The organism is Geodermatophilus dictyosporus (genome assembly GCF_900115505.1).
Taxonomy (GTDB): Bacteria; Actinomycetota; Actinomycetes; order Mycobacteriales; family Geodermatophilaceae; genus Geodermatophilus; species Geodermatophilus dictyosporus.
The window spans coordinates 296849-319985 of record NZ_FOWQ01000005.1 but is presented as its reverse complement, the minus strand read 5'-3'; the positions used below and the strand labels follow the sequence as shown (position 1 = coordinate 319985).

The 23137-nt window shown below is 75.8% G+C and carries 24 protein-coding genes; 11 read left to right on the top strand and 13 right to left on the bottom strand.

What is annotated here, in order from left to right:
• Positions 1-33: 33 nt before the first annotated feature.
• From BMZ33_RS14475 to BMZ33_RS14465, 3 genes are all read right to left on the bottom strand, one after another.
• A complete protein-coding gene (locus BMZ33_RS14475) occupies positions 34-567 on the bottom strand; it encodes a hypothetical protein (RefSeq protein ID WP_091111706.1) in 534 nt (177 codons plus the stop codon).
• A 108-nt stretch (positions 568-675) separates the two neighbouring features.
• Positions 676-945, bottom strand: a complete 270-nt coding sequence (locus tag BMZ33_RS14470) for a DUF2277 domain-containing protein (RefSeq protein WP_091111703.1) — start codon at positions 943-945, stop codon at positions 676-678.
• 121 nt (positions 946-1066) lie between these two features.
• Positions 1067-1687 carry a hypothetical protein gene (locus BMZ33_RS14465; protein ID WP_091111701.1) on the bottom strand — a complete coding sequence of 207 codons (621 nt, stop codon included), beginning with the start codon at positions 1685-1687 and terminating at the stop codon, positions 1067-1069.
• A gap of 137 nt (positions 1688-1824) precedes the next feature.
• Here BMZ33_RS14465 and BMZ33_RS14460 point away from each other — a divergent pair, with 137 nt between their 5' ends.
• From BMZ33_RS14460 to eutC, 5 genes are all read left to right on the top strand, one after another.
• Positions 1825-2226, top strand: coding sequence for a hypothetical protein (locus BMZ33_RS14460; RefSeq protein WP_091111698.1), 402 nt, complete (start codon positions 1825-1827; stop codon positions 2224-2226).
• 81 nt (positions 2227-2307) lie between these two features.
• Positions 2308-3189: an SDR family NAD(P)-dependent oxidoreductase gene (locus tag BMZ33_RS14455; protein WP_091111695.1), complete on the top strand. Its 882-nt coding sequence runs from the start codon at positions 2308-2310 to the stop codon at positions 3187-3189.
• A 98-nt stretch (positions 3190-3287) separates the two neighbouring features.
• Entirely contained in the window at positions 3288-4757 is a 1470-nt protein-coding gene (gene eat / locus BMZ33_RS14450) for an ethanolamine permease (protein WP_169064339.1), read from the top strand.
• Positions 4754-6169, top strand: a complete 1416-nt coding sequence (locus tag BMZ33_RS14445; RefSeq protein WP_091111692.1) for an ethanolamine ammonia-lyase subunit EutB — start codon at positions 4754-4756, stop codon at positions 6167-6169. The genes eat and BMZ33_RS14445 overlap by 4 nt, the downstream gene beginning before the upstream one ends.
• Complete coding sequence (eutC, locus tag BMZ33_RS14440; RefSeq protein WP_091111689.1) at positions 6166-6915, top strand: ethanolamine ammonia-lyase subunit EutC; 750 nt, start codon at positions 6166-6168, stop codon at positions 6913-6915. The genes BMZ33_RS14445 and eutC overlap by 4 nt, the downstream gene beginning before the upstream one ends.
• 99 nt (positions 6916-7014) lie before the next feature.
• On the opposite strand, the gene BMZ33_RS14435 is transcribed toward eutC, so the two are convergent.
• From BMZ33_RS14435 to BMZ33_RS14410, 6 genes are all read right to left on the bottom strand, one after another.
• Positions 7015-8196: a glycerate kinase family protein gene (locus BMZ33_RS14435; RefSeq protein WP_091111687.1), complete on the bottom strand. Its 1182-nt coding sequence runs from the start codon at positions 8194-8196 to the stop codon at positions 7015-7017.
• Complete coding sequence (locus tag BMZ33_RS14430) at positions 8193-9641, bottom strand: sensor histidine kinase (protein ID WP_091111684.1); 1449 nt, start codon at positions 9639-9641, stop codon at positions 8193-8195. Before BMZ33_RS14430 ends, BMZ33_RS14435 begins: the two co-directional genes overlap by 4 nt.
• On the bottom strand, positions 9638-11131 hold the full coding sequence (locus BMZ33_RS14425) for an SLC13 family permease (RefSeq protein WP_169064338.1): 1494 nt from the start codon (positions 11129-11131) through the stop codon (positions 9638-9640). Before BMZ33_RS14425 ends, BMZ33_RS14430 begins: the two co-directional genes overlap by 4 nt.
• A gap of 157 nt (positions 11132-11288) precedes the next feature.
• A complete protein-coding gene (locus tag BMZ33_RS14420) occupies positions 11289-12965 on the bottom strand; it encodes a tripartite tricarboxylate transporter permease (protein WP_091111681.1) in 1677 nt (558 codons plus the stop codon).
• Positions 12966-13484: a tripartite tricarboxylate transporter TctB family protein gene (locus tag BMZ33_RS14415; RefSeq protein WP_091111678.1), complete on the bottom strand. Its 519-nt coding sequence runs from the start codon at positions 13482-13484 to the stop codon at positions 12966-12968.
• Positions 13481-14488, bottom strand: a complete 1008-nt coding sequence (locus BMZ33_RS14410) for a Bug family tripartite tricarboxylate transporter substrate binding protein (RefSeq protein ID WP_091111675.1) — start codon at positions 14486-14488, stop codon at positions 13481-13483. The genes BMZ33_RS14415 and BMZ33_RS14410 overlap by 4 nt, the downstream gene beginning before the upstream one ends.
• Positions 14489-14663: 175 nt before the next feature.
• Here BMZ33_RS14410 and BMZ33_RS14405 point away from each other — a divergent pair, with 175 nt between their 5' ends.
• The 3 genes from BMZ33_RS14405 (at position 14664) to BMZ33_RS14395 (ending at position 17422) form a co-directional block, all read left to right on the top strand.
• Positions 14664-16247 carry a sensor histidine kinase gene (locus BMZ33_RS14405; RefSeq protein WP_091111672.1) on the top strand — a complete coding sequence of 528 codons (1584 nt, stop codon included), beginning with the start codon at positions 14664-14666 and terminating at the stop codon, positions 16245-16247.
• Positions 16244-16945 (top strand): response regulator, encoded by a 702-nt coding sequence (locus tag BMZ33_RS14400; RefSeq protein ID WP_091111670.1) that lies wholly within the window; start codon positions 16244-16246, stop codon positions 16943-16945. The genes BMZ33_RS14405 and BMZ33_RS14400 overlap by 4 nt, the downstream gene beginning before the upstream one ends.
• Before the next feature lie 81 nt (positions 16946-17026).
• Complete coding sequence (locus tag BMZ33_RS14395) at positions 17027-17422, top strand: universal stress protein (RefSeq protein ID WP_091111932.1); 396 nt, start codon at positions 17027-17029, stop codon at positions 17420-17422.
• Between the two features lie 105 nt (positions 17423-17527).
• Here the strand turns inward: BMZ33_RS14395 and BMZ33_RS14390 are convergent, their stop codons facing one another.
• Both BMZ33_RS14390 and BMZ33_RS14385 read right to left on the bottom strand, forming a co-directional pair.
• Complete coding sequence (locus BMZ33_RS14390; RefSeq protein WP_169064337.1) at positions 17528-18223, bottom strand: GntR family transcriptional regulator; 696 nt, start codon at positions 18221-18223, stop codon at positions 17528-17530.
• Positions 18220-19281 carry an Ldh family oxidoreductase gene (locus BMZ33_RS14385; protein WP_091111667.1) on the bottom strand — a complete coding sequence of 354 codons (1062 nt, stop codon included), beginning with the start codon at positions 19279-19281 and terminating at the stop codon, positions 18220-18222. Before BMZ33_RS14385 ends, BMZ33_RS14390 begins: the two co-directional genes overlap by 4 nt.
• Positions 19282-19357: 76 nt before the next feature.
• Between BMZ33_RS14385 and BMZ33_RS14380 the strand changes: the two genes are divergently transcribed.
• Genes BMZ33_RS14380 through BMZ33_RS14370 form a run of 3 tightly spaced genes read left to right on the top strand, consistent with a single transcriptional unit; the run spans position 19358 to position 21194 of the window.
• Positions 19358-19669 (top strand): putative quinol monooxygenase, encoded by a 312-nt coding sequence (locus BMZ33_RS14380; RefSeq protein ID WP_091111664.1) that lies wholly within the window; start codon positions 19358-19360, stop codon positions 19667-19669.
• Entirely contained in the window at positions 19666-20097 is a 432-nt protein-coding gene (locus BMZ33_RS14375; RefSeq protein ID WP_169064336.1) for a cupin domain-containing protein, read from the top strand. Before BMZ33_RS14380 ends, BMZ33_RS14375 begins: the two co-directional genes overlap by 4 nt.
• Positions 20094-21194 (top strand): isocitrate/isopropylmalate dehydrogenase family protein, encoded by a 1101-nt coding sequence (locus tag BMZ33_RS14370; RefSeq protein ID WP_091111662.1) that lies wholly within the window; start codon positions 20094-20096, stop codon positions 21192-21194. Before BMZ33_RS14375 ends, BMZ33_RS14370 begins: the two co-directional genes overlap by 4 nt.
• Here BMZ33_RS14370 and BMZ33_RS14365 read toward each other — a convergent pair.
• Together BMZ33_RS14365 and BMZ33_RS14360 are read right to left on the bottom strand one after the other, a co-directional pair.
• Positions 21191-22366, bottom strand: a complete 1176-nt coding sequence (locus BMZ33_RS14365; RefSeq protein ID WP_091111659.1) for an MFS transporter — start codon at positions 22364-22366, stop codon at positions 21191-21193. The genes BMZ33_RS14370 and BMZ33_RS14365 overlap by 4 nt on opposite strands.
• The gene (locus tag BMZ33_RS14360; protein ID WP_169064335.1) at positions 22363-23067 is read right to left on the bottom strand and encodes a GntR family transcriptional regulator; all 705 of its coding nucleotides are present in this window, start codon (positions 23065-23067) and stop codon (positions 22363-22365) included. The genes BMZ33_RS14365 and BMZ33_RS14360 overlap by 4 nt, the downstream gene beginning before the upstream one ends.
• Positions 23068-23137: the final 70 nt, after the last annotated feature.

Here is a 23137-nt window from a genome sequence, read left to right as displayed (position 1 = left end):
GTCCCCCCGGGGCGGTGCCTCTGCGGCGGTGCGTCAGCGGCGGGCGGTGCCCTTGATGACCTCGCTGGCGCGCTGCTGCTCACCGGCGTAGGAGCTGACCCACACCAGCGCGCCGGTCAGGGCCGGGATGACCCACTGCAGCGCGTCCAGCTGCTCCTGCGCGGCGGCGATCTCGGCCTTGGTGCGCTTGGTCGGCTTGGTGCCCGACCGCGACGACGGGTTGTCCTGGCTGTTGACGACCTGCCCCAGCGAGCGGCTGTAGGCGGTGACGCCCAGCGCGGCGGCGGTGAGCAGGGTCTTGAGCGTGGACATGGCGGCCACGCCCTCCTGGTTGGCGACCCGGCCGCGGTTGCCGATCAGCTGGCCGACGCTGCCGACGAGGTGGGCGCCGATGGCGGCGGCGTTGACCGGGGTCCAGCGGTTCCAGCCCTCGTTGGCGACGCGGCCGGTGTCCTTGCCGGCCTCGGACGCGGCGGCGTTGAGGGCGACGGCGTTGGCCAGCGTGCCGCCGAACCAGGCCGACAGGCCCAGGTCGTGCAGGGCGCGGGACAGGGTGTTGCGGGCCATGGATGTCTCCAGCAGGTCGGGTGCGGTGAGCCCGCCACCTACCCGCTCATCCGGGGACCATTCCCGCAGCGTGCATCCCGGTCCGGCGCCGTGGTGCCGACGCCGACCTCAGCGTCCGTAGCGGACCGCGGCCCGGGCGCGGGCCTTCTCCGCCTCGGCGGCGCGGTCCTTGGGCGGCGCGGTGGTGACCAGCGCGTCGAGCAGCCGGGCCGAGGCGGCGGCCACCTCGGCGACGGCCCGGTCGAAGGCCTCGGCGTTGGCCCGCGCCGGCCGCGCCGAGCCGCTGATCTTGCGCACGTACTGCAGCGCCGCGGCGGTGACCTCCTCGTCGGTGGCCGGCGGCTCGAAGTTCGACAGCGGGCGGATGTTGCGGCACATGCGCCGCAGCGTATGGCCCGGCTACGACCGCGGGGCCCGTCCGCGACCGGACGGGCCCCGCGACCGGCCCTCCTGCAGGGGCCCGCCGCGAGCCGGCGAGCGGTGGGGGAGGAGGGTCCTCTCAGAAGCCGGCGCGGTCGACCTTGCGGTGGTAGCGGGTGCCGAGCGTGCCGCCGAGCACCGCGCCGAGCAGCGTCACGACCAGCACCGCCGCCAGGGTGACGAGGCCGGCCGTGGTCGCGGTGCCCTCGTCGATCGGGATGCGCGGCAGGTTGAGCTGCTGCAGCACGTTGTACTGCGCCCCGAGCACCGTGCCCACGATCGCCAGCACGACCACGACCAGCAGGCCGATCAGCCAGACGGCCAGGCCCTGTCGCGCGCCGTCGAAGCGGGCCATCCGGCCGGCGACGTACCCGCCGGCCAGGTAGGCCAGGAACAGGATCACCAGCAGCGCGATGCCGCCGGCGATGCCGAGGGTGCTCGCCGGGTCGGCCGGGACGTCCTGGACGCCGTCGACCTCGGCGAGGCTCAGCCCCACGCCGGTCGCGGCCAGGAGCGCGATGAGCACGACCGCCAGCCCGTTGGCCGACAGCCAGCCGAAGAAGGCCGCGCCCCACTTGATCCCGCCGAACCGCGCCCGCTGCGCCGCGACGGCGTCCCGCGCCGCCCCGCGGGTGACGTGCGCGCCCTCGGTCGTCACGGTCGCGTCGTGGTCGTGGTGGGTACGGTCGTTGGTCGCCATCGGACCTCCTCGTCGGGGGCGGGAGGGTTCTCCCGGCCGGGGTGCGCCGGCACGTCCGGCGCGTTCGTGCAGGCCAGGTACCCGGTCGCGACGATCGTGAACAGCGGTGCCCGACCGGGTGACCCGCGGGAGGTGGCATGACGGTCCTGCTCGTGGACGCCGCGAACGTGGTCGGCGCCCGCCCCGACGGGTGGTGGCGCGACCGCGCCGGCGCCACGACCCGGCTGCTGCGCCTGCTGGCCCCGCTGGCCGGCCGCGCCGTCCCGGGCGTCGGCCTCGTGACCGAGGTGGTGGCCGTCGTCGAGGGCGCGGCGGCCGGGGTCCCGGAGCCCGCCGGCGTCCGGCTGGTGCGCGCGCCCGGCAGCGGGGACGACGCGCTGGCCGCCACCGCCGCCGGCCTGGCCGCCGCGGGCCGCCGGGTGCTCGTGGTCACCGCCGACCGCGGCCTGCGCGCCCGCCTGCCGGCCGGGGCCGAGGTCACCGGCCCCGGCCGGCTGTGGCAGCTGCTGGAGGGCATGGGCGGCGGGACGCGGGGGTAGCCGGGGAGCGTCCGCCGAGCCGAGGCGGTGCCCTGCGGTCGTGTCCTCGGCGCCACCCCCGCCCGAGGAGCTGTCCCGCGCATGCCCCAGTCCGTGCTGATCACCGGAGCCTCCAGCGGCATCGGCCGCGCCACCGCCCACCTCTTCGCCCAGCGCGGCGCCTCCCTGGTGCTGCTCGCCCGCGGCCGGGAGGCGCTGGAGGAGACCGCCGCCGAGGTGCGCGCGGCCGGTGCCGCCGACGTCGTCGTCTGCCCGGCCGACGTGCTCGACGAGGACGCGCTGCGCCGCGCCGTCGAGGCGACGGTGGAGCGCACCGGCCGCCTCGACGTCGTCGTCCACTCCGCCCAGGTGGTCGCCTACGGGAAGCTGGAGGAGGTGCCCAAGGAGGTCTTCGAGCGGGTGGTCGACACCGCGCTGCACGGCACCGGCAACCTCGCCCGCACCGTGCTCCCGGTGTTCCGCCGGCAGGGCGCCGGGCACCTGGTGGTCGTCAGCTCGCTGCTGGCGTCGGTGACGACGCCGTTCATGGGCAGCTACACCACCGCCAAGTGGGGCCAGCTGGCGATGATCCGCACGCTGCAGCAGGAGACCCGCGACGTGCCCGGCATCTCCGTGTCCGCGGTCGCGCCCGGCGGGGTCAACACCCCGATCTACTCGCAGGCCGGCAGCTACATCGGCCTCAAGGGCCGCCCGCCGATCCCGATCTACTCGCCCGAGCGCGTGGCCCGCTCGGTGGTCGCGCGGCTGGACCGGCCGCGGCGGCTGATCCAGTCCGGCTTCGCCAACCCCGTCGTCATCCTCGGCTTCCGGCTGTTCCCGGCCGTCTACGACCTGCTCGTCGGGCCGCTGCTGCGCGTGTTCGCCCTCGCCGACGACCACCGGACGCCGCCGACCGAGGGCAACGTGTTCGAGTCGCGCCCCGACGGCAACGCCACCGAGGGGCGCTGGCACGGCATCCCGTGAACACCGTGTTGCCGACCGCCGCACCCCGTTGACCTGGGGTGGGGGCGGGACGAGGCTGGCCCTCCCCGCCGCCGGGCGGGCCGACCGCCGGAGGCACCGTGACCGCCGATCCCACCGCCCGTCCCACCCCGACCCGGCACCCCGCGCGCGCGGGGATCGAGGCCGAGCGGGTCGGCGCCGAGTACCTGGAGCGGCGCCGGCTGCGCACGGGGACGGCGGGCTGGCTGCTGCTGGCCGGCCTCGGCGTCTCGGCGGTCATCTCCGGTGACTACGCCGGGTGGAACTTCGGCCTGGCCGAGGGCGGCTTCGGCGGCCTGCTGATCGCCACGGTGCTGATGGCGGTCATGTACACCGCCATGGTGTTCGGGCTGGCCGAGCTCGGCTCCGCGCTGCCGACGGCGGGCGGCGGCTACACCTTCGCCCGGCGGGCGCTGGGCCCGTGGGGCGGGTACGCCACGGGCGTCGCGGTGCTCATCGAGTACGCCATCGCCCCCGCCGCGATCGCCACCTTCATCGGCGCCTACGTCGAGTCCCTCGGCCTGTTCGGCATCACCGACGGCTGGTGGGTCTACCTCGCCGCCTACGCGCTGTTCATCGGCATCCACCTGATGGGCGTCGGCGAGGCGCTGAAGGTGATGTTCGCCGTCACCGTGGTGGCCGTCGCCGGGCTCGTCGTCTTCCTCGTCGGGGCGGTCCCGCAGTTCGACGCGGCCAACCTGACCGACATCGCGCCCACCGACGCCGCCGGCGCGTCGTCCTTCCTGCCGTACGGGCTGATCGGCATCTGGGCGGCGTTCCCGTTCGCGATCTGGTTCTTCCTCGCCGTGGAGAGCGTGCCGCTGGCCGCCGAGGAGGCCCGCGACCCGGCCCGCTCGATGCCACGGGGGATCGTCGCGGCGATGGGCGTGCTCGTCGTCCTCGCCGTCCTCATGCTGGTGTTCACCCCGGGCGCCGGCGGCGCGTCGACCATCGCCGACTCGGGCAACCCCCCGGTCGACGCGCTGGCCGCCTCCGCCGCGCCGGACGCGCTCACCCGGGTGGTCAACTACGCCGGGCTCTTCGGCCTGGTGGCCAGCTTCTTCTCGATCATCTACGCCTACTCGCGGCAGGTCTTCGCGCTCTCCCGCGCCGGCTACCTGCCGCGGGCGCTGTCGGTGACCAACTCCCGCCGGGCGCCGGTGCTCGCGCTGCTGGTGCCCGGCGCGATCGGCTTCGCGCTCTCGCTCACCGGCCAGGGCGCGGTGCTGCTCAACATGGCCGTGTTCGGCGCGACGGTGTCCTACGTGCTGATGATGGTCAGCCACATCGTGCTGCGCCGCCGCGAGCCCGACCTGCCGCGCCCCTACCGGACCCCGGGCGGGACGGCGACGACCGGGGTGGCGCTGGTGCTGGCCGCCGCCGCGGTCGTGGCCACCTTCCTCGTCGACGTCACCGCCGCGCTGTGGACGCTGGCGGCCTACGTCGTGTTCCTCGCCTGGTTCGCCCTCTACAGCCGCCACCACCTGGTGGCCTCGGCGCCGGAGGAGGAGTTCGAGCTGCTCGCCGACGCGGAGGGCGACGTCCGGTGAGCGCCCGGCGCGGCACCGTCGGCGGGCACACCTACGAGTTCCCGACGCTGGTCGAGCTGATGGCCAGGGCGACGCCGCTGCGCTCCGGCGACGTGCTCGCCGGCTGCGCCGCGGAGTCGGCCGCCGAGCGGGTCGCCGCCCAGGGCGTGCTCGCCGACCTGCCGCTGGCCACCTTCCTCGAGGAGCAGGTGGTCGGCTACGACGAGGACGACGTCACCCGGCTGGTCCTCGACACCCACGACGCCGCGGCGTTCGCGCCGGTCGCGTCGCTGACGGTGGGGGAGTTCCGCGACCGGCTGCTGGCCTGGGCCGCCGCCGGCGACGAGGCGTCGATCTCCGCGCTGGCCCCGGGGCTGACCCCGGAGATGGTGGCGGCCACCTCGAAGCTGATGCGCAACGCCGACCTGGTCGCCGTCGGCCGGCGGACGCGGGTGGTCACCGGGCTGCGCAGCACGATCGGCCTCCCCGGGACGCTGGCCTCCCGGCTGCAGCCCAACCACCCGACCGACGACCCGCTGGGCGTGACCGCCTCGATCGTCGACGGGCTGCTGCAGGGGTCGGGCGACGCGGTCATCGGCATCAACCCGGCCACCGACTCACCCGCCCGCACCGTGGCGCTGCTGGAGCTGGTCGACGCGGTCATCGAGCGCTACGGCATCCCCACCCAGTCGTGCGTGCTGGCGCACGTGACCACGACGCTGCGCGCGCTGGAGCAGGGCGCCCCGGTGGACCTGGTGTTCCAGTCGGTGGCCGGCACCCAGGAGGCCAACCGCGGCTTCGGCGTCACCCTCGACCTGCTGGCCGAGGCCCGCGCCGGGGCGCTGGCGCTGGGCCGCGGCACGGTGGGCGACGACGTCACCTACTTCGAGACCGGGCAGGGCTCGGCACTGTCGGCCGGCGCGCACCTCGGCGTCGGCGGGCGGCCGGTGGACCAGCAGACCCTCGAGGCCCGCGCCTACGGCGTGGCCCGGCACTTCGCGCCGCTGCTGGTGAACACCGTCGTCGGGTTCATCGGCCCGGAGTACCTCTACGACGGCAAGCAGGTGCTGCGCGCCGGGCTGGAGGACCACTTCTGCGGCAAGCTGCTCGGCCTGCCGATGGGCGTGGACGTCTGCTACACCAACCACGCCGAGGTCGACGGCGACGACACCGACTCCCTCATGCTGCTGCTGGGCGCCGCGGGCTGCTCGTTCCTCATCGCCGTCCCGGGGTCGGACGACGTGATGCTCCACTACCAGTCGCTGTCGTTCACCGACGTGCTCACCGCCCGGCAGGTGCTCGGCCTGCGTCCCGCCCCGGAGTTCGAGGCGTGGCTGGCGCGGATGGACCTGCTCGACGACGCCGGCCGGGTGCGCGAGCTCGCCCCCGACGCCCCCGCGGCGCGGGCCCTGCTCGCGGCGGCGTCGGCGTGAGCGAGGCGCTCGACCGGCCGCTGCCGCCCGGCGACGACCCGTGGACGGTGCTGCGGGCGGCCACCCGGGCGCGGGTGGCGCTGGGCCGGGCCGGCGACGGGCTGCCCACCGCCCGCGAGCTGGAGTTCCGCGCCGCGCACGCCGCCGCGCGCGACGCGGTGCACCAGCCCCTGGACCCGGACGCGGTGCGCGCCGCGCTGCCCGGGCAGGAGCTGCTGGAGGTGCACTCGGCCGCGCCCGACCGGGCCACCTACCTGCAGCGGCCCGACCTCGGCCGGCAGCTGGCGGAGGGGACGGAGCTGCCGCGGACCGGCGCCGACCTCGCGGTGGTGGTCGCCGACGGCCTGTCCCCGCGGGCGGTGCACGAGCACGCCGCAGGGCTGGTGACCGCGCTGCTGGAGCGGCTGCCCGGCTGGCGCGTGGCCCCGCTGGTGCTCGCCTCCCAGGCGCGGGTGGCGCTCGGCGACGCCGTCGGGCAGGCCCTCGGCGCCCGGGCCGTCGTCGTGCTGATCGGCGAGCGGCCCGGGCTGTCCTCGGCCGACTCCCTCGGCGCCTACCTCACCTGGGACCCGCGCCCGGGCCGGGTGGACTCCGAGCGCAACTGCGTCTCCAACGTCCGCCCGCCGCACGGGCTGTCCTACGCGCAGGCCGCCGACACCGTCGCGGCGCTGCTGGGCGCGGCGCGCGAGCTGGGCGCCTCGGGCGTCGCGCTCAAGGACGAGGGCCCCGCGCTGCCGGCCGGCTGACGGTCAGGCGAAGAATCCGTCGACCGCCGCCTGCTCGGTGTGCCGCCCGGAACCCGGCGGCCCGCCGTCCTCGAAGCGGAGGAGGTGGCCGGAAGCGGTTCACCGCGTCTCGGTCTCCTGCCAGGCCAGCCGGCGCCCGACCAGCAGCAGCCGCATCGTCTGCTCGGCCGAGCACACGAGGAAGTCCGCGGCCTCCTCGAGCGCCTCGTCCAGGGCGCACGGGCGGGTGAGGATGGAGGTGTAGGCGTCCAGCCCGGCGTCGAGCGCCGCCTGCACGCCCTCGCCGACGGTGCCGGACAGCGCCAGCACCGGGATGTCGCGCAGCGCCGCGCGGCGGGCCACCTCGGCGGGCACCTTGCCGCGGGCGCTCTGCCGGTCGATGGCCCCCTCCGCGGTGATCACCAGGTCGGTCCGGGACAGCAGCGCGTCGAAGTCCAGGTAGCGGGTGACGACGTCGAAGCGCGGCTGCAGGCGGGCGCCGAGCAGCGCGCACAGCCCGGCGCCCAGCCCGCCGGAGGCCCCCGACCCCGGTGCGGTGCGCACGTCCACCCCGAGGTCGGCCTCGATGACGTCGGCGTAGCGCTCCAGTGCCTCCTCCAGCCGGGCCACGGTGGCCTCGTCGGCGCCCTTCTGCGGGCCGAAGACGCGGGCGACGCCGCGCGGGCCGGTGAGCACGTTGGCCCAGTTGCAGGCGACGTCGATCGGGGTGGTTCCGATCCGCGGGTCCAGCCCCGAGAGGTCGATCGACGTCAGCCGCGCCAGCTCGCCGCCGCCGGCGCCGATCTCCTCGCCGGCCTCGTCCAGCAGCCGGACGCCGAGCGCCTGCGCCATGCCGGCGCCGCCGTCGTTGGTGCCCGAGTCGCCGCAGCCGACCAGCACCCGCGCGGCCCCGGCGTCGAGCGCGGCCGCGATCAGCTCCCCGACGCCGCGGGTGGTGGTGGTCAGCGGGTCGCGCCGGTCGCGGGGCACGTGCCGCAGGCCGGCCGCGGCGGCCATCTCCAGCACCGCCGTCGGCCCGGTGCCGTCCGCGCCGGGCAGCAGGCCGAAGTGCGCCGCGACCGGCTCGCCGACCGGGCCGGTGACGGTCACGTCGTGCAGCGTGCCGCCGACGGTGCGCACCAGGGCCTGGGCGAAGCCCTCGCCGCCGTCGGGGACGGGCGCCTTGTGGATCAGCGCGTCCGGCACGGCGCGGCGGACGCCGGAGGCGATGCAGTCGGCGACCTCGTCGGCGCCGAGGCTCTCCTTGAAGCCGGACGGGGCGATCAGCACACGCAGTCTCATCGGGTCTCCTCGGGGAGTGGGGGGACGGGAGTGGTGCGGGGGAGCAGGAGGCGGGCGGTGGTGCCGCCGCCGGGCACGGTGCGCAGCTGCAGCCGGCCGCCGTGCTGCTCGACGACCGAGGCCACCAGCCGCAGGCCGGTGCCGCGGGAGGCCGACGGCCGCGGGCCGCCGTCGTAGAGCCAGGCGACGTCGTCCTCGGACAGCCCGGCGCCGTCGTCCTCCACCTCGAGCGCGACGGTGCCCGGCTCGTCGTCGGCGCGGACGGCGCGCAGCCGCAGCCGGCCGCCGCGCCCGGGCAGCGCGTCCAGGGCGTTGCGGACGAGCTCGCCGACGGCCTCGCGCACGCGGGCGCGGTCCAGCGGCAGCGGGCCGGCGTCGGGGTCGACCTCGACGTCGGTGCTCACCGAGCGGCGGACCACCTCGTCGGCGACGCGGTCGAGCACCTCGTGCAGCAGCGCCGCGGGCTCGACCGGCACCGGCCGCAGGTCGACCGGGTAGGCCAGGCTGCCGAGCCGGTCGAGGGTGGCCTCGACGGCGTCGATGCGGGCCAGCAGCGCCGGCGCCGCCCCGTCGGCGAGCGCGGTGGTGTCCGTGCGCAGGGCGGCGATCATCCGCCGCAGCAGGAGCGTGGCGTCCTCCTGCGGCGTGCCGGGCACCCGCTGCGCGGGGGAGTGCTCGGTGGCCAGCCGCTCGGCGAGGGCGTTGAACGCGCGGTTGACCTCGGCGATCTCGTCGTCGCCGTCCACGGGCAGCCGGGTGCCGGTCTCGCCGCGGTCGAGGCCGCGCAGCGCGTCGTGCAGCCGGCGGACCGGCGCGAACACCCCGCCGCTGAGGTAGGCGCCCACGAGCAGCAGCAGCGAGACCACCCCGGCGCCGGCGAGGGCGAGGGTCAGCGTGGCGGTGCGGCGGGCGGCGTCGGCGTCGGCGCGCAGCTCCCGGCGCTTCTCCCGGTCGGTCTCGACGGCGGCCGCGGTGAGGCTCTCGAACGGCTCGACGAGGGTGGCCTCGACCTCGGCGAGCGCGGTCGTGGCCTGCTCGGCCTCCCCGGTGGCGACCAGGTCGAGCACCCGGCGGGCGCCCTCGTCGAGCCGGGTGGCGGCGTCGCGGACCGCGGCCACCTCGGCGCGCTCGCCGTCGTCCTCGGCCAGGTCGGCCCACTCCGCGAACGCCCGGCCGAGCGGGGCCCGGCTCTCGTCGTACTCGGCGGTGGCGTCGGGCTCGCCGCGGACGGCCGCCGGCACCTGGGTGAGGGAGTCGAAGGCCAGCGCCCGCACCTCCTGCAGCCGCAGGCTGCGCAGGTAGTGGCGGGACAGCGTGTCCTCGGTCGCCTGCCACTGCACGAGCGTGTAGCCGGTGACGCCGACGACGAGCAGGCCGAGCAGGCCGAGCGCGGCGAAGGTGCGCAGCAGCCGGCGCTGCAGCGGGCGGGTGCGGGTGTCGGTCACAGCGTCAGCCCCACGAGCGGCCAGTAGGTGAGGGCGAAGAGCACGACCAGCGCGACGTGCGCGGGCAGCAGCAGCGCCGACAGCCGCAGCAGGTCCGGCGGCTCGAAGGTGTCCTCGTCGAGCTCGGCGTAGAGCAGCAGCGCCTTGCTGCTGACCGGGAAGGTCAGGCAGTAGTCCATGCCGACGGTGCCGATGAACACCACCGCCACCGGGTCCAGGCCGAGCGAGGAGCCCAGGTACAGCAGCGCCGGCACCAGCGCGGCGGCGCGGGCGGCGTGCGAGGTCATGTAGACGTGCGAGGTCAGGGTCAGGACGGTGAGGACGACGAGCACGAACAGCTCCGAGCCCGCCTCGGCGATGCCCGAGACCGCGAACAGCCGCTGCACGATCCACTCGGCGGCGCCGGTGTCGATGAGCGCCTCGCCGAGCACCAGCGCGGCGCCCACGAACACGACGAGGTTCCACTCGACGGCCTTGACGCCGGCCTTCCACGGCAGCACGCCGATGCCCGGCGCGGTGAGCGCGACCGCCCCGGCGACGGCGACGGTGGCCACCTCGATGCCGTGCACCGACTCGCTGACCCACAGCCCGACCATCGCGAGCGTGACCGCGACGGTGCGCCGTTCCGGCCGGCTCCAGCCGGCGCGCGGGCCGGTGGGCACGACCAGCGGCAGCGCCCGGGTGGCCCGGGTGAGGAACAGGCGGGAGACCGCCAGGCAGGTGACCAGCGCCGCGGCCAGGCCGAACGGGACGCCGTAGAGCGCCCACTCGGCGAAGGAGATGCGCTCGCCGGCGACCCCCGCGAGCAGGTCGTTGGCGATCAGGTGCGAGCCGGCGCCGACCAGCGTGCTCACCGTCGTCACCAGGATGACCGAGGGCACCAGCAGTGCCAGCGCCCGCGACACCGACCGGTCCCCGGCGGCCCGGGACAGGCTGCGATACACCGGCAGCACCACCGCGGCGCGGCCCGACGTCGACGGGATGAGCAGCGCCAGCGGCAGCAGCAGCACGCTCACCGACCACAGGACGCCGCCCACGGTGCGTGCCCGGCGGGCCACCAGCCCGGTCAGCCGCCCGGCCAGTCCGGTGGTGGTGATGGCGCCGCCGAGCACGAACGCGCCGACCATGAGCCAGACGACGTCGGAGGCCAGCGACTCGAAGAGCGCGTCCTGGCCGGCGCCGCCGAGGGCCACGAGCACGAGGACCGCGAGCAGCGCCACCCACGCCGCGGGCAGGCCGGTCGTCGACCACAGCACGATGGCCAGCGCGAAGGCGAACAGCGCGCCCTTGGCCTCCCCGGGCAGGTCGGCCGGGAGCAGCAGGACGCCGACCCCGACGGCCACGACCGCGGCCACCGGCCGGACCGCGGCCGCCGCCCAGGCCGGCCGGCGCGGGCCCGGAGGGGGCGTCGGCGCCGGCCGGGAGGCCACCAGCCGGTGTCCGGCGGGTGTCGTCCGGCTGGACAGCTCGAGGACGGTGGGGTGCGGCACGCAGCCACGCTAGGAACGGTGGAGCGGCTCCAGCGAGTTCGGTGAGAGCGTTCTCACCGGCGGCTCACCGGCCCGGCGCGGAGTTCTCATCCGGGCCCCCGACGCGCACGGAGGGGAGGGAGCTCGCGGCGTCCCTCCCCTCCGTGGGTCCGTGGTGTCAGGACCCGGGCGGCGGGTCCCCCGGTGCCCGGTCCCGGCGCTCGCCGGCAGGGCCCTCGCCTGCGGCGCGCCCGTCGCCGTACCCGTCGCCGTGCCGCTCGCCGACGTGGCGCTCGACGGCGACCGCCGTCGTCGCCCCGTGGTGCGCGTGCGCCTCCTCGAGCTCGTGCACCGCCTCGTCGAGCACCGGCACGTGCACCTTCCGCGGCAGCAGCCGCCGGACGATCGGGAACAGCAGGACCAGCGCGATGATCGCGTAGACCACGACCGACATCGGGTCGATGAGCCCGCCGAGGTCGCCGTTGCTGATCTGCAGCGCCTGCCGCAGCTCCGCCTCGGCGTAGGGGCCGAGGATCACGCCGATGATCGCCGGCAGCAACGGCAGGCCGTAGCGCCGCATCATCATGCCGAGCGCCCCGATGACCAGCAGCAGGAACAGGTCGAAGGTGTTGGCGTTGGCCGCGTAGGCGCCGAGGCTGGCGAAGAAGAGGATGCCCGCGTAGAGGTAGCTGCGCGGGATCCGCAGCAGCCGGGCCCACAGCGGGGCCAGCGGCAGGTTGAGCACCAGCAGCGCCGCGTTGCCGATGAACAGGCTGGCGATCAGGCCCCACACGAGCTCGGGCTCGTTGTCGAACAGCTGCGGCCCGGGCTCGATGCCGTAGCTCTGGATCGCCGCGAGCATGACCGCCGCGGTCGCCGTCGTCGGGATGCCCAGGGTCAGCAGCGGGACCAGGCCGCCGGCGGCCGAGGCGTTGTTCGTCGCCTCCGGCCCGGCGACGCCCTCGATCGCGCCCTTGCCGAACTCCTCGGGGTGCGCGGACAGCCGCTTCTCGGTGACGTAGGAGAGGAACGTCGGGATCTCCGCGCCGCCGGCCGGGACCGCGCCGAACGGGAACCCGATCGCCGTGCCCCGCAGCCACGGCTTCCACGACCGGCGCCAGTCCGACCGGCTCATCCGGGGACTGCCGACGGGGATGACGTCGACCGGCCGCCGCCGCAGGTGCGCGGCGGTCCACAGCGCCTCGCCGACGGCGAACAGGCCGATCGCGACGACGACGACGTCGATCCCGTCGGCCAGCTCGGGGACGCCGAAGGTCAGCCGCTGCTGGCCGGAGGTGGCGTCGATGCCGATCAGCCCGATGGTCAGGCCCAGCCCCAGGGAGGCCAGGCCGCGGATCCGCGAGCTGCCGAGCACCGAGGTGACGGCGATGAAGGCCAGCGCCATGACGGCGAACATGTCGGCCGGGGAGACCTCGATCGCGAGCTCGGCGACGGTCGGGGCCAGCACCGCCAGCAGCAGCGTGGCGATGGTGCCGGCGACGAACGAGCCGATCGCCGCGGTCGCCAGCGCCTGCGCGGCCCGTCCGGCCCGCGCCATCTTGTTGCCCTCGACGGCGGTGACCACCGAGGCGCTCTCGCCGGGGGTGTTGAGCAGGATCGACGTCGTCGACCCGCCGTACATGCCGCCGTAGTAGATGCCGGCGAACATGATCAGCGCGGTGGTGACGTCGAGGCCGCGGGTCAGCGGCAGCAGCAGGGCCACCGCCATGGCCGGGCCGATGCCGGGCAGCACGCCGATGGCGGTGCCCAGCAGCACCCCGAGCAGGGCGAACGCCAGGTTCGTCGGCGTCAGCGCGGTGCCGAAGCCCTCGACGAGGGAGCCGAACGCGTCCATCTACAGGATCCCCCTCAGGACCCCCGGGGGCAGCACGGTGCCGAGCCCGAGGGCGAACAGGTAGAAGGAGCCGATCGACAGCCCGAACGCGATGACCGCGTCGCGCACGTAGTGGCGGCTGCCGAGGGCGAAGGCCGATCCCCAGAAGAGGATGGCGCCGGAGAAGACCCAGCCGAGTGACTCGATGAGCAGGGCGTTGGCGGCGAACGACGCCGCGAGCAGGAGGATGGTCCTCCAGTCGCTGCCCGCGCCGAGCTCGACGTCCTCGCCGGCCTCCGGCTCGCCGCGGCCGCCACGGGCGACGTCGAGGGCGAGGAAGGCCGCGACGACGACCAGCAGGCCGCCGACGACGAGGGGCACGGCACCCGGGCCGACCGGTCCCCGGGTGATCCGGCTCTCCGGCAGCAGCAGCGCCGAGACGACGAGGAGGACGCCGAGCGCCCCCAGGAACAGGGCCACCCCGTACTCGGAGCGGCCCTGCTCCTGCTCCTGCGCAGGGCTCCGCTGGGCGGAGGTCACGCCAGCCCCAGCTGACCCAGGACGGACTCGACCCGCTGGCTCTCCTCGTCGAGGAAGGAGGAGAACTCCTCGCCGGTGGCGAAGGCGTCGGTCCAGCCGTTGTCCTCGAGGGCCTGCTGCCAGGCCTCGCTGCCGTGCATCTCGGTGATCGCGTCGACGAAGCGCTGCGTGTCCTCCTCCGAGATGCCGGGAGCGGCCACGACGCCCCGCCAGTTGGTGAAGGTGAGGTCGACGCCGGCCTCGGTCAGGGTCGGCGCGTCGACGCCCTCCACGGGCTCCTCGCTGGTGACCGCGAGGATGCGGACGTCGCCGCCGGCGGCGGACTCGGCCACCTCGCCGACGCCGGTCGCGGCGAAGGCGACGTCCCCGCCGAGGATGCCGGCCAGCAGCTCGCCGCCGCCGTCGTAGGGCACGTAGTTGACGGCGGTGGGGTCGACCTCGACCTCCTGCGCCAGCAGCATCGGCGTCAGGTGGTCGGGACCGCCGGGGTTCGACGCGCCGCCGACCGGGGTGTTGCCCGGGTCGGCCTTCCACGCCTCGACCAGCGCGTCCAGGTCCTGGTAGGGGGAGTCGGCCGGGACGACGATCGCCTCGGCCTCCTCGATCAGGCGGGCGATCGGCGTGGTCTGGTCGAGGGTGGCCTCGGACTGGTTGCTGAACTGGGCGCCGACCACGCCGAGGCCCATCTGCATGAGCATCTCGGCGTTGCCCTCCTCGTTGACGAGGCGCTGCAGGCCGACGGTGCCGCCGGCGCCCTCGACGTTGAACACCTCGGTGCCCGACGCCAGCCCCTCGTCGTCGAGGATCTGCGCCCAGGCGCGGGCGGTGGTGTCGTAGCCGCTGCCGGGCGAGTTCGGGACCAGGACCCGCAGGCCGCTGATCGCCTCGTCGCCGCCGCCGCCGCCGGAGGCCGAGCCGCCCTCCGCCGTCGTACCGCAGCCGGTGAGCACGAGGCCGGCGGCCACGGTGCCGACGGCCAGCCTCCGCAGGTGGGCGTTGCGCATGCGTTCCTCCAGGTGTGGGGGCGGCTCCCGTGCCGCGTCGGAGGAAGGCTGGCAACCGGCCGGTGGGGTGTCACCGTTGCGGACGCATTGCGCCTTGCGGTCCTTGTGTTCACGGTCACAGGACGACGGTGGCGTGGTGCACTGTCAGGCGTTCCCCTAGCCCCGGGAGGCGCGCGTGCTCCGGCGACTGTCGCTGGCCGGCCAGCTGCTGGCGCTGCAGGTGGTGATCATCCTGCTGGTGCTGGTCGGCGTGGCCGCCGTCTCGGTCGCCCAGACCATCCAGCGGGCCCAGGACTCGGAGGGCCGCCGCGCGCTGTCGGTGGCCGAGACGCTGGCCAACTCCGTCTCGCTGCGCTCGGCGATGGACGAGGACCTCGTCCGCTACGTCCGCATCGCCGCGGAGAGCGCGCGCACCGTCTCGGACTCCGCGTCGGTCGTCGTGGCCGACGCCGGGGGCACCGTCCTCGCCAGCGCCGACCCCGCCGAGCTCGGGACGGCGTTCCCCGTGGGTGACAGCACGGTGCTCGACGGCCGGGCCTGGGTGGGGGAGCGGACCGACGGGCGCGGCCGGTACGCCGTCGCGATGGTGCCGGTGCTCACCGGCCGCGACCAGCTCGGCTTCGTCGCGGTGGAGCGCCGCTACCCCGGCGTCCTCGACGGCCTGGCCGAGGCCGCCCCCAACCTGCTCACCTACCTCGGCGTGGCCAGCGTGCTGGGCCTGGGCGGCTCGCTGCTGGTGGCGCGCCGGGTCAAGCGCCAGACCCTCGGCTTGGAGCCGGCCGAGATCACCGGCCTGGTCGAGCACCAGCGGGCGATGCTGCACGGCATCCGCGAGGGCGTGGTCGGGCTGGACCTGCGCGGCCGGGTCACGCTGGTCAACGACGAGGCCATCCGGCTGCTCGGCATCCCGGGCGACGCGGTGGGCCGCGACCTCGCCGAGCTGGGCGTGGGGGAGGAGCTGCGCGAGGCGCTGCTGTGCGGCGAGGAGGAGCGCGACCGCGCGGTGGCCACCGCCGGCCGCGTCGTCGTCGTCAACCGGCTGCCGATCAGCAGCCGGGGCCGGACCCTCGGCTCGGTGACGACCCTGCGCGACCGCACCGAGCTGCTGGAGCTGCGCCGGGAGCTGCAGCTGACCCGGCACGTCACCGACACGCTGCGCGCCCAGGCGCACGAGTTCAGCAACCGGCTGCACACCATCGCCGGGCTGATCGAGCTGGGCCAGGCCGAGGAGGCGGTGCGCTTCGTGCACCGGGTCAGCGCCGGCCGCTCGCAGCTGGGTGCCGAGGTGACCGGTGCGGTGCAGGACCCCGCCATCGCCGCGCTGCTCATCGCCAAGGCCAGCCAGGCCGCCGAGCTGGGGGTGGACCTGCGCTTCGCGCCGGACTCCGCACTGCCGCCGCTCGGGGACGAGCTGTCCACCGACGTCGCCACCGTGGTGGGCAACCTGGTCGACAACGCGCTCGACGCCGCGGCCGCCGCCCCGGAGCGGTGGGTGGAGGTGTCCCTCGGCCTGGTCGACGGCGAGGTCGACGTCGTCGTCCGCGACTCCGGCGCCGGCGTGCCCCCGGGCCTGGAGCGCGAGGTGTTCCGCAAGGGCGTGACCACCAAGGACCCCGCGGGCGGCGGTGAGCGCGGCATCGGGCTGTCGCTGGTGCACCTGGTCTGCACGCGCCGCGGCGGCGAGGTGGTGGCCTCCTCCGACGGCGGCTCGGTGTTCACCGCCCGCCTGCCGGCCGACCCCGAGCTGGTGGGCGCGTGATCCGGGTCCTCATCGTCGACGACGACTTCATGGTCGCCCGGGTGCACGCCGGCTTCGTCGCGGCGGCCGACGGCTACGAGGTGGCCGGCACCGCGGCGACCGGCGCGGCGGCGCTCGCGGAGGTCGAGCGGCTGCGGCCGGACCTGGTGCTGCTCGACGTCTACCTGCCCGACATGACCGGGCTGGAGGTGCTGCAGCGGCTGCGGGCCTCGGGCTCGGCGGTCGACGTCGTCGTCATCAGCGCGGCGCGCGACGTCGAGAGCATCCGCAGCGCGCTGCACGGCGGCGTCCTGCACTACCTGGTCAAGCCCTTCGACCGGTCCACGCTGCAGCGCTGGCTGGCCGACTACCGCACCCTGTCCGCCGAGTTCCGCCGCGGCACCGAGCTGGCCCAGGACGACCTCGACCGGGTCTTCGGCCGGCCCGGCGGCACGGCCGCCCCGCGGCCGGTGAGCACGCCCAAGGGCATCAGCCCGGAGACCCTGGAGCTGGTCCGGCGGGCGCTGGCCGAGGCCGGGCCGCAGGGTCTGTCCGCGACCGAGGCCAGCGAGCGGACCGGGCTGGCCCGGGTCAGCGCCCGCCGCTACCTCGAGCAGCTGGTGGCCCAGCAGGAGGCCGACGTCCGGCAGCGCTACGGGACGGCGGGCCGGCCCGAACGGCGGTTCAGCGTGCGGTCGGGACGGCCGGTGTCCCGCTGACCGGCCCGGACCACAACGACCGATAGCTCCACTAGGGCCGCAAGCGTGACCCCGGCCACGCGCTGCCGCAGGCTGCCGCGCATGACCGTCGTCGTTGGTTACGTCCCGACCCCGGAGGGCGAGGCCGCCCTCACCGCGGCCGTCGTCGAGGCCGAGCGCCGGGGGGAGCCGCTGCACGTGGTCAACACCTCCCGCGGGGACAGCCTGGTCGACCGCCGCTTCGCCGGCGAGGCGGACCTGCGGGCCGTCCGCGAGCGGCTCGACGCCGCCGGCGTGCGCTACGAGGTCGAGCAGCAGGTGCGCGGCCGCGAGGCCGCCGAGGAGGTGGTCGACGCCGCCGAGCGGCTCAAGGCCAGCCTCCTGGTCATCGGCCTGCGCCGCCGCACGGCCACCGGGAAGCTGATCACCGGCAGCTCCGCGCAGCGGATCCTGCTCGACGCCCCGTGCCCGGTCCTGGCGGTCAAGGCCGCGTACTAGAAGGACCCCCGTGCCCCCCGCCACTCGCAGGCTCGCGGCGGGACCCTGCACGGGGGCCGTTCCAGCACGTCACCACGCGCGCGGCGGGACCCTGCACGGGGGCCGCTAGCCCAGCAGGTCGAGGTCCTCCCAGGGGCTCCCGGCCAGGTTGCGGAAGATGGTCTCCACACTCCTCTGCAGGTGCTCGACGAGGGCGGCGGCGGCGCCGTCGGCGTCCCCGGCGAGCAGCGCGTCGCAGACCGCCAGGTGCTCGCCGACGGACACCTCGACGCGCTGCGGGTCCAGGTGCGAGAGGTTGCGCAGCCGGGCGGTGTGCGGCCGCAGCTCGGCGATGGTGCGCCGCAGGTGCTCGTTGCGGGCCGCGCGGATGACCGCCCAGTCGAAGCGGTCGGCCAGCTCGTAGAACGACCGGGACCGCGCCGTCGACGGCGCCTGGTCCAGCGTGCCCGCGAACGCGTCCCGCATCGCGGCGAACTCCCGGTGCAGGCCGGGATCGGCGCCCGCCGCCTCGGTGGCCTGCCGGACGGCGGCCGGTTCGAGCAGCGTGCGGAACTCGAAGAGGTCGCGGACGCTGCGGGCCGAGACCCGCGAGACGCGAGCGCCCTGGCGTGGCACCAGGTCGACCAGGCCCTCGGCGGCCAGCCGGCGCAGCGCCTCCCGGACGGGGGTCCGCGAGGCGCCGGTGCGCTCGACCAGCCACAGCTCCGACAGGGACGCCCCCGGTGCCAGCTCACCCAGCTCGATCTCCTCCTTGAGCCGGGCGTGGACCTGCTCGGCCTTGCTGGGGGCCAGGTCGGTCACCGCACACCCTCGGCGTCGAAGGGCACGCCGGTGTCGGCACCCAGCCGACGCAGGTCGGCCAGCGACTCGGTCGCCAGCCGCACGCCGCCGGCAGCCAGGTTCGCCGCCTCGGCCCGGTCCTCGACCTCGCCGGGGTAGAACACCTCGTCGAACCCCTGCGCCAGTGGCACGTCCTTGACCTCGTCGATCAGTCGCTGGACCCGGGCCTCGTAGTCTGCCCGGTCGCCGAGGGCCGACGGGTCGATCGCGAGGAACAGGTGCCCGGCGCGGCTGCGCGCCTCCGGCTCGTACGGTCCGTGCACCTCGGTGCCCACACCGCTGCCGGTGAGCGCGCCGGAGAGCACGTCCACGAGGAACGTGATCGCGTAACCCTTGTGCCCGGCCATGGGCAGGACGACGCCGAGCAGCGCTTGCGCGGGATCGGTGGTCGGGGCGCCGTCGGCACTGAGCGCCCAGCTGCCCGGGATCGGCTCGCCGCGGTTCCTGGCCAGGTGGATCTTGCCGCGGGCCACCGCGGTGTTCGCGATGTCGACGGCGACCACCCGGCCGCCCGGAGCCGGTGCCGCGATCGACCAGGGATTGGTACCCAGCCGCTTCTCCCGCCCACCCCACGGGGCCATGGCCGGGCTGGCGTTGGTGGTCAGGACGGCGACGACGCCGTCGTGCGCGGCGCGGCGGGTGAACCACATCGCCGTCCCGAAGTGGTTGGAGTTCCGGACGCCGACCGCGCCGATGCCGTGGGTCCGGGCCCGCTCGACCGCCAGCACACGGGCCCGCTCGGTGAGGACCTGGCCGACGCCGTCGCGGCCGTCGAGCAGCACCAGCGGGCCGGTGTCGACCAGGACCGCGGGGGCGGTGACCGCCGTCATCGCGCCGCTGCGCAGCCGGGCGGCGTACCAGGGCAGCCGCAGCAGGCCGTGCGAACCGTGCCCCCACAGGTCGGCCTGGACGAGGCTGTCGGCCACGAGCGCGGCGTCCGCGGCCGGCACGCCGAGGGTCTCGAGCACCCGGCCGGCGAAGGTCCGCAGCGCGTCCGGCGCGTACCGCTCCTCGGTCATCGCGTTCCCCTTCCCCTCGGTCGGCGGGTCTTGTATACAGGGTTGCATACTTGCTCGGACGACGGAAGGACGGCGCGTGTTCAGCCTGGTGGTGCAGATGGAGGTCCGGCCCGGTCGGCGCGAGGAGTTCCTCGCGGGCATGGCGGCCAACGCCGAGTCCTCGGTGCGGGACGAGCCGGGCTGCCTCCGGTTCGACGTCTGCTCCGTGGACGGCGACGAGAACCGCTTCCTCCTCTACGAGCTCTACGCCGATGCCGGGGCGTTCGCCGCGCACAAGGCGTCGCCGCACTTCGCGCGGTGGCGCACCGTCGCCGAGCAGGTCGTCGCGAGCCAGGTCACCACTCCCGGGTCGCTGCTGGTCACCCACACCGCCGAGGAGTCCGCGTGAACACCCAGCCAGAGCCGCCGTCGATGGTCCTGCGCCCGGAGGAGATCGAGCGCTTCGACCGCGGCAACGGCGTCGTCACCATCCCGTTCGTGGGGAGGTGGAACTGCGAGGCGAACAGGGTGACCACCGGCATGACCGTGTTCTCACCCGGCACCGGCATCCCCCTGCACTCGCACAACGTCGAGGAGACCGTGCTGGTCCACCAGGGTGAGGCGACCGTGGTCGTCGGCGACGACGAGTTCGACCTCGTCACGGGTCAGGCGACCTGGGTGCCGGCCGGGGTGCCGCACTGCTTCCGCAACCGCGGGGAGGGCACCATGACCATCTACTGGGTCTACGGCGGTCGCGACGTCACGCGGACCATCACCGCCACCGGTGAGACGTTCGAGCACCTGTCCGACAGCGACCGCGGGGCCAGCAGGGCATGAGCAGCCCTGCGCCGTCCGCGCCGCCGCACTCCTACCGACTCGGCGTGATGCTCGGCGACGGCATCGGCCCGGAGATCGTCCCCGCCTCCGTGCGCGTGGTCGACGCCGCCCTGGCCGCCGCCGGCGCCGCGCCGGCCGACTGGCGGGAGCTGCCCCTGGGCGCCTCGGCCATCGAGGAGCACGGCAGCGCGATCCCGCCCGCGACGCTGGAGGCCCTGGCCGGGCTGGACGGCTGGCTGCTCGGCCCGCACGACAGCGCCGCCTACCCGGAGCCCTTCCGGTCGCAGCTGAACCCGAGCGGGGCCATCCGCAAGCACTTCGACCTGTACGCCAACGTCCGCCCGGCCCGCGGTCTCGGCGGCGGGACGGCGATCGCGCCCGACACCGACCTGGTGGTGGTCCGGGAGAACACCGAGGGCTTCTACGCCGACCGCAACACCCACGCCGGCACCGGCGAGTTCATGCCGTCACCCGACGTGGCCGTCGCGATGGGCGTGTTCACCCGGCGGGCGGTCGAGCGGATCGCGCGGGCGGCCTTCGAGCTGGCCCGGCGCCGCCGCCGCAGGGTGACGATCGTCCACAAGGCCAACGTGCTGCAGCTGAGCTCGGGGCTGTTCAAGCGGGTCTGCCTGGAGGTGGCGCAGCGCCACCCCGACGTCGAGGTCGACGACGTCCACATCGACGCGATGACGGTGCACCTGCTGCGCCGCGCGTCGGACTTCGACGTCGTCGTCGCGGAGAACATGTTCGGCGACATCCTGTCCGACCTGGCCGGGGAACTCGCGGGCTCGCTCGGCACCGCCCCGTCGGTCAACGCCTCCGACGACCGCTGCATGGCGCAGGCCGCGCACGGGTCCGCGCCCGACATCGCCGGACGGGGACTGGCCAACCCGGTCGCGATGATCCTGTCGGCGGGCATGCTGCTCGACTGGCTGGGCCGGCGGCACGGCGACGAACGGGCCCTCGACGCCGCACTGCGCGTCGAGGAGGGCGTCCGCGCCGCCGTCCGCGACGGGGTGTGCACCCGCGACCTGGGCGGCACCGCCTGGACCGGGGAGTTCACCGCGGCCGTGGTGGAGCGGGTCGCCGGACGCTAGGCGCCGGGGCCGCCGTCCACCGCCAGCCGGCGGGCGGCGGCCCCGGCCAGGGCGAGCGCCCCGGCGGTCGCCCACAGCACCCCGGCCGAGCCGACGCCGGCGGCCAGGAGCCCGACCGTGCTGGGCAGGAGGACCTGACCCAGCCGGTTGCCGGTGAGCCGCAGCGACATGGCGCGGCCGCGCAGTCCCGCGGGCGCGACCTCGGCCAGCCAGGACATGGTCAGCGGCTGGCCGACGCCCAGGCCCAGGCCCAGCAGGACGACCAGGACCACCAGCGCGGCCGGGGGCAGCGGCGCCGCGACGGCCGCCATCGACACGGCCGACAGCAGCACGCTGGTCAGCATCAGCCGCCGGCGGCCCAGCAGCGCCACGAGCCGGCCGAGGAAGAACCGCGACGTCATCGAGGCGACCGCGCGCAGGGTGAGCAGCAGGCCGACGAACCCCGCGGCCAGCCCGCGGTCGGCGCCCAGCGCGGGCAGGTAGACCAGCGTGACGTCGACGGCGGCCAGCACGATGCAGCTCACCGTCAGCGCCCGGAGCAGCCCGGGCAGGCGCAGCAGGGTGCCCATGCCGCCGCGCTCGGCCGCGCCCGCGACGGCGGCGCGCGCCGGGAGCCGGAGGACCGCGGTGCAGGCCAGCAGCGCGACGGCCACCCCGACCGCGACGAGGAACACCGGCCGGGTGTCGGGCAGGGTGCCCGAGCCGCCGACGACCGTGATCAGCGCCGGTCCCAGCGCCTGGCCGAGGGAGGCGGCGAAGGTGTAGTGGCCGAAGGCGGTGTCGAAGCGGCCGGGGCCCGCGGCGTTGGCCACCGCGGCCTGCTGGCCGACCACCGACAGCAGGTGCCCGGTGCCGAGCACCACGCTGGCCGCGACGAGCCCGGCCGCACCGCCGCGCCCGGTGGCGAACAGCAGCGCGGACGCCAGCACGAGGACCGCGCCGGCGAGCAGCACCCGCCGCTCGCCGAAGCGGTCGGTCGCCTGTCCCGAGGGCACGGCCAGCAGCAGCGGCACGACGGCGAAGGAGGCGGTCAGCGCCCCGAGCCAGGCCGCCGGGACGTCGAGCTCGAGGGCGCGGTAGGCCGAGGCCGGCCGGAGCACGAAGGTCACCACCTGGGTGAGCGCCGAGTGCGCGAGCAGCACCGCCAGCGCGCGGCGGCCCCCGGCGGTCACCGCCGTCCCCCGCCGCGGGCGGCCTGCCCGTGCTGCTCGGCGGCGAGCCGGTCGGCCGAGCGGGCGCCCAGGCTGGTCTCGACGTGCGTGCGCATGAGCGCCTCGGCCGCCTCGGCGTCGCGGTCGGACACCGCGTCCAGCAGCGCGCGGTGCTCGGCGGCGCGCTGCTCGACCTCCTCGTCGCTGCGCCCGGCCGCGAGCGCGTGCCGGCGGTAGCGGTCGGTCTTGTCCCACAGCCCGTCGAGCGCCTCGACCAGCAGCGCGTTGTGCGAGGCCCGGTAGACCGCCGCGTGGAACGCGCGGTGGCCGTCGAGCTGGGCGGGTGAGGCGTCGGGCCGCAGCGAGGTGAGCGAGCCCAGCGCCGCCCGCATCCGTGCGAGGTCCTCGGCGGTCCGGCGCTGCGCGGCCAGGCCGGCGGCCAGCGGGTCCAGGCTCTGGCGCAGCTCCAGCAGGTCACGCGCCTCCGCGGCGTCGAGCGGGGTGACCCGCGCGTCGCGGTGGGCGTCGAGCTCCACCAGGCCCTCCTGCTTGAGCAGGCGCAACGCCTCGCGCAGGGGGGTGGTGCTCACACCCAGCCGGCGGGCGAGGACCGCCTGGTTGATGACCGACCCCGGCGCCAGCTCCCCGGACAGCACCATCTCCCGCACCCGCGCGTGCGTGCGCTGGCTCTTGGTCGCGGCCCCCTCCTCGGCGGCTGTCACGGTGACTCCCTTGCAACGACGACGTGCGCCTGGCCTCCACCTTCAGGGAGGACTGGCGCCTAGTGCTCAT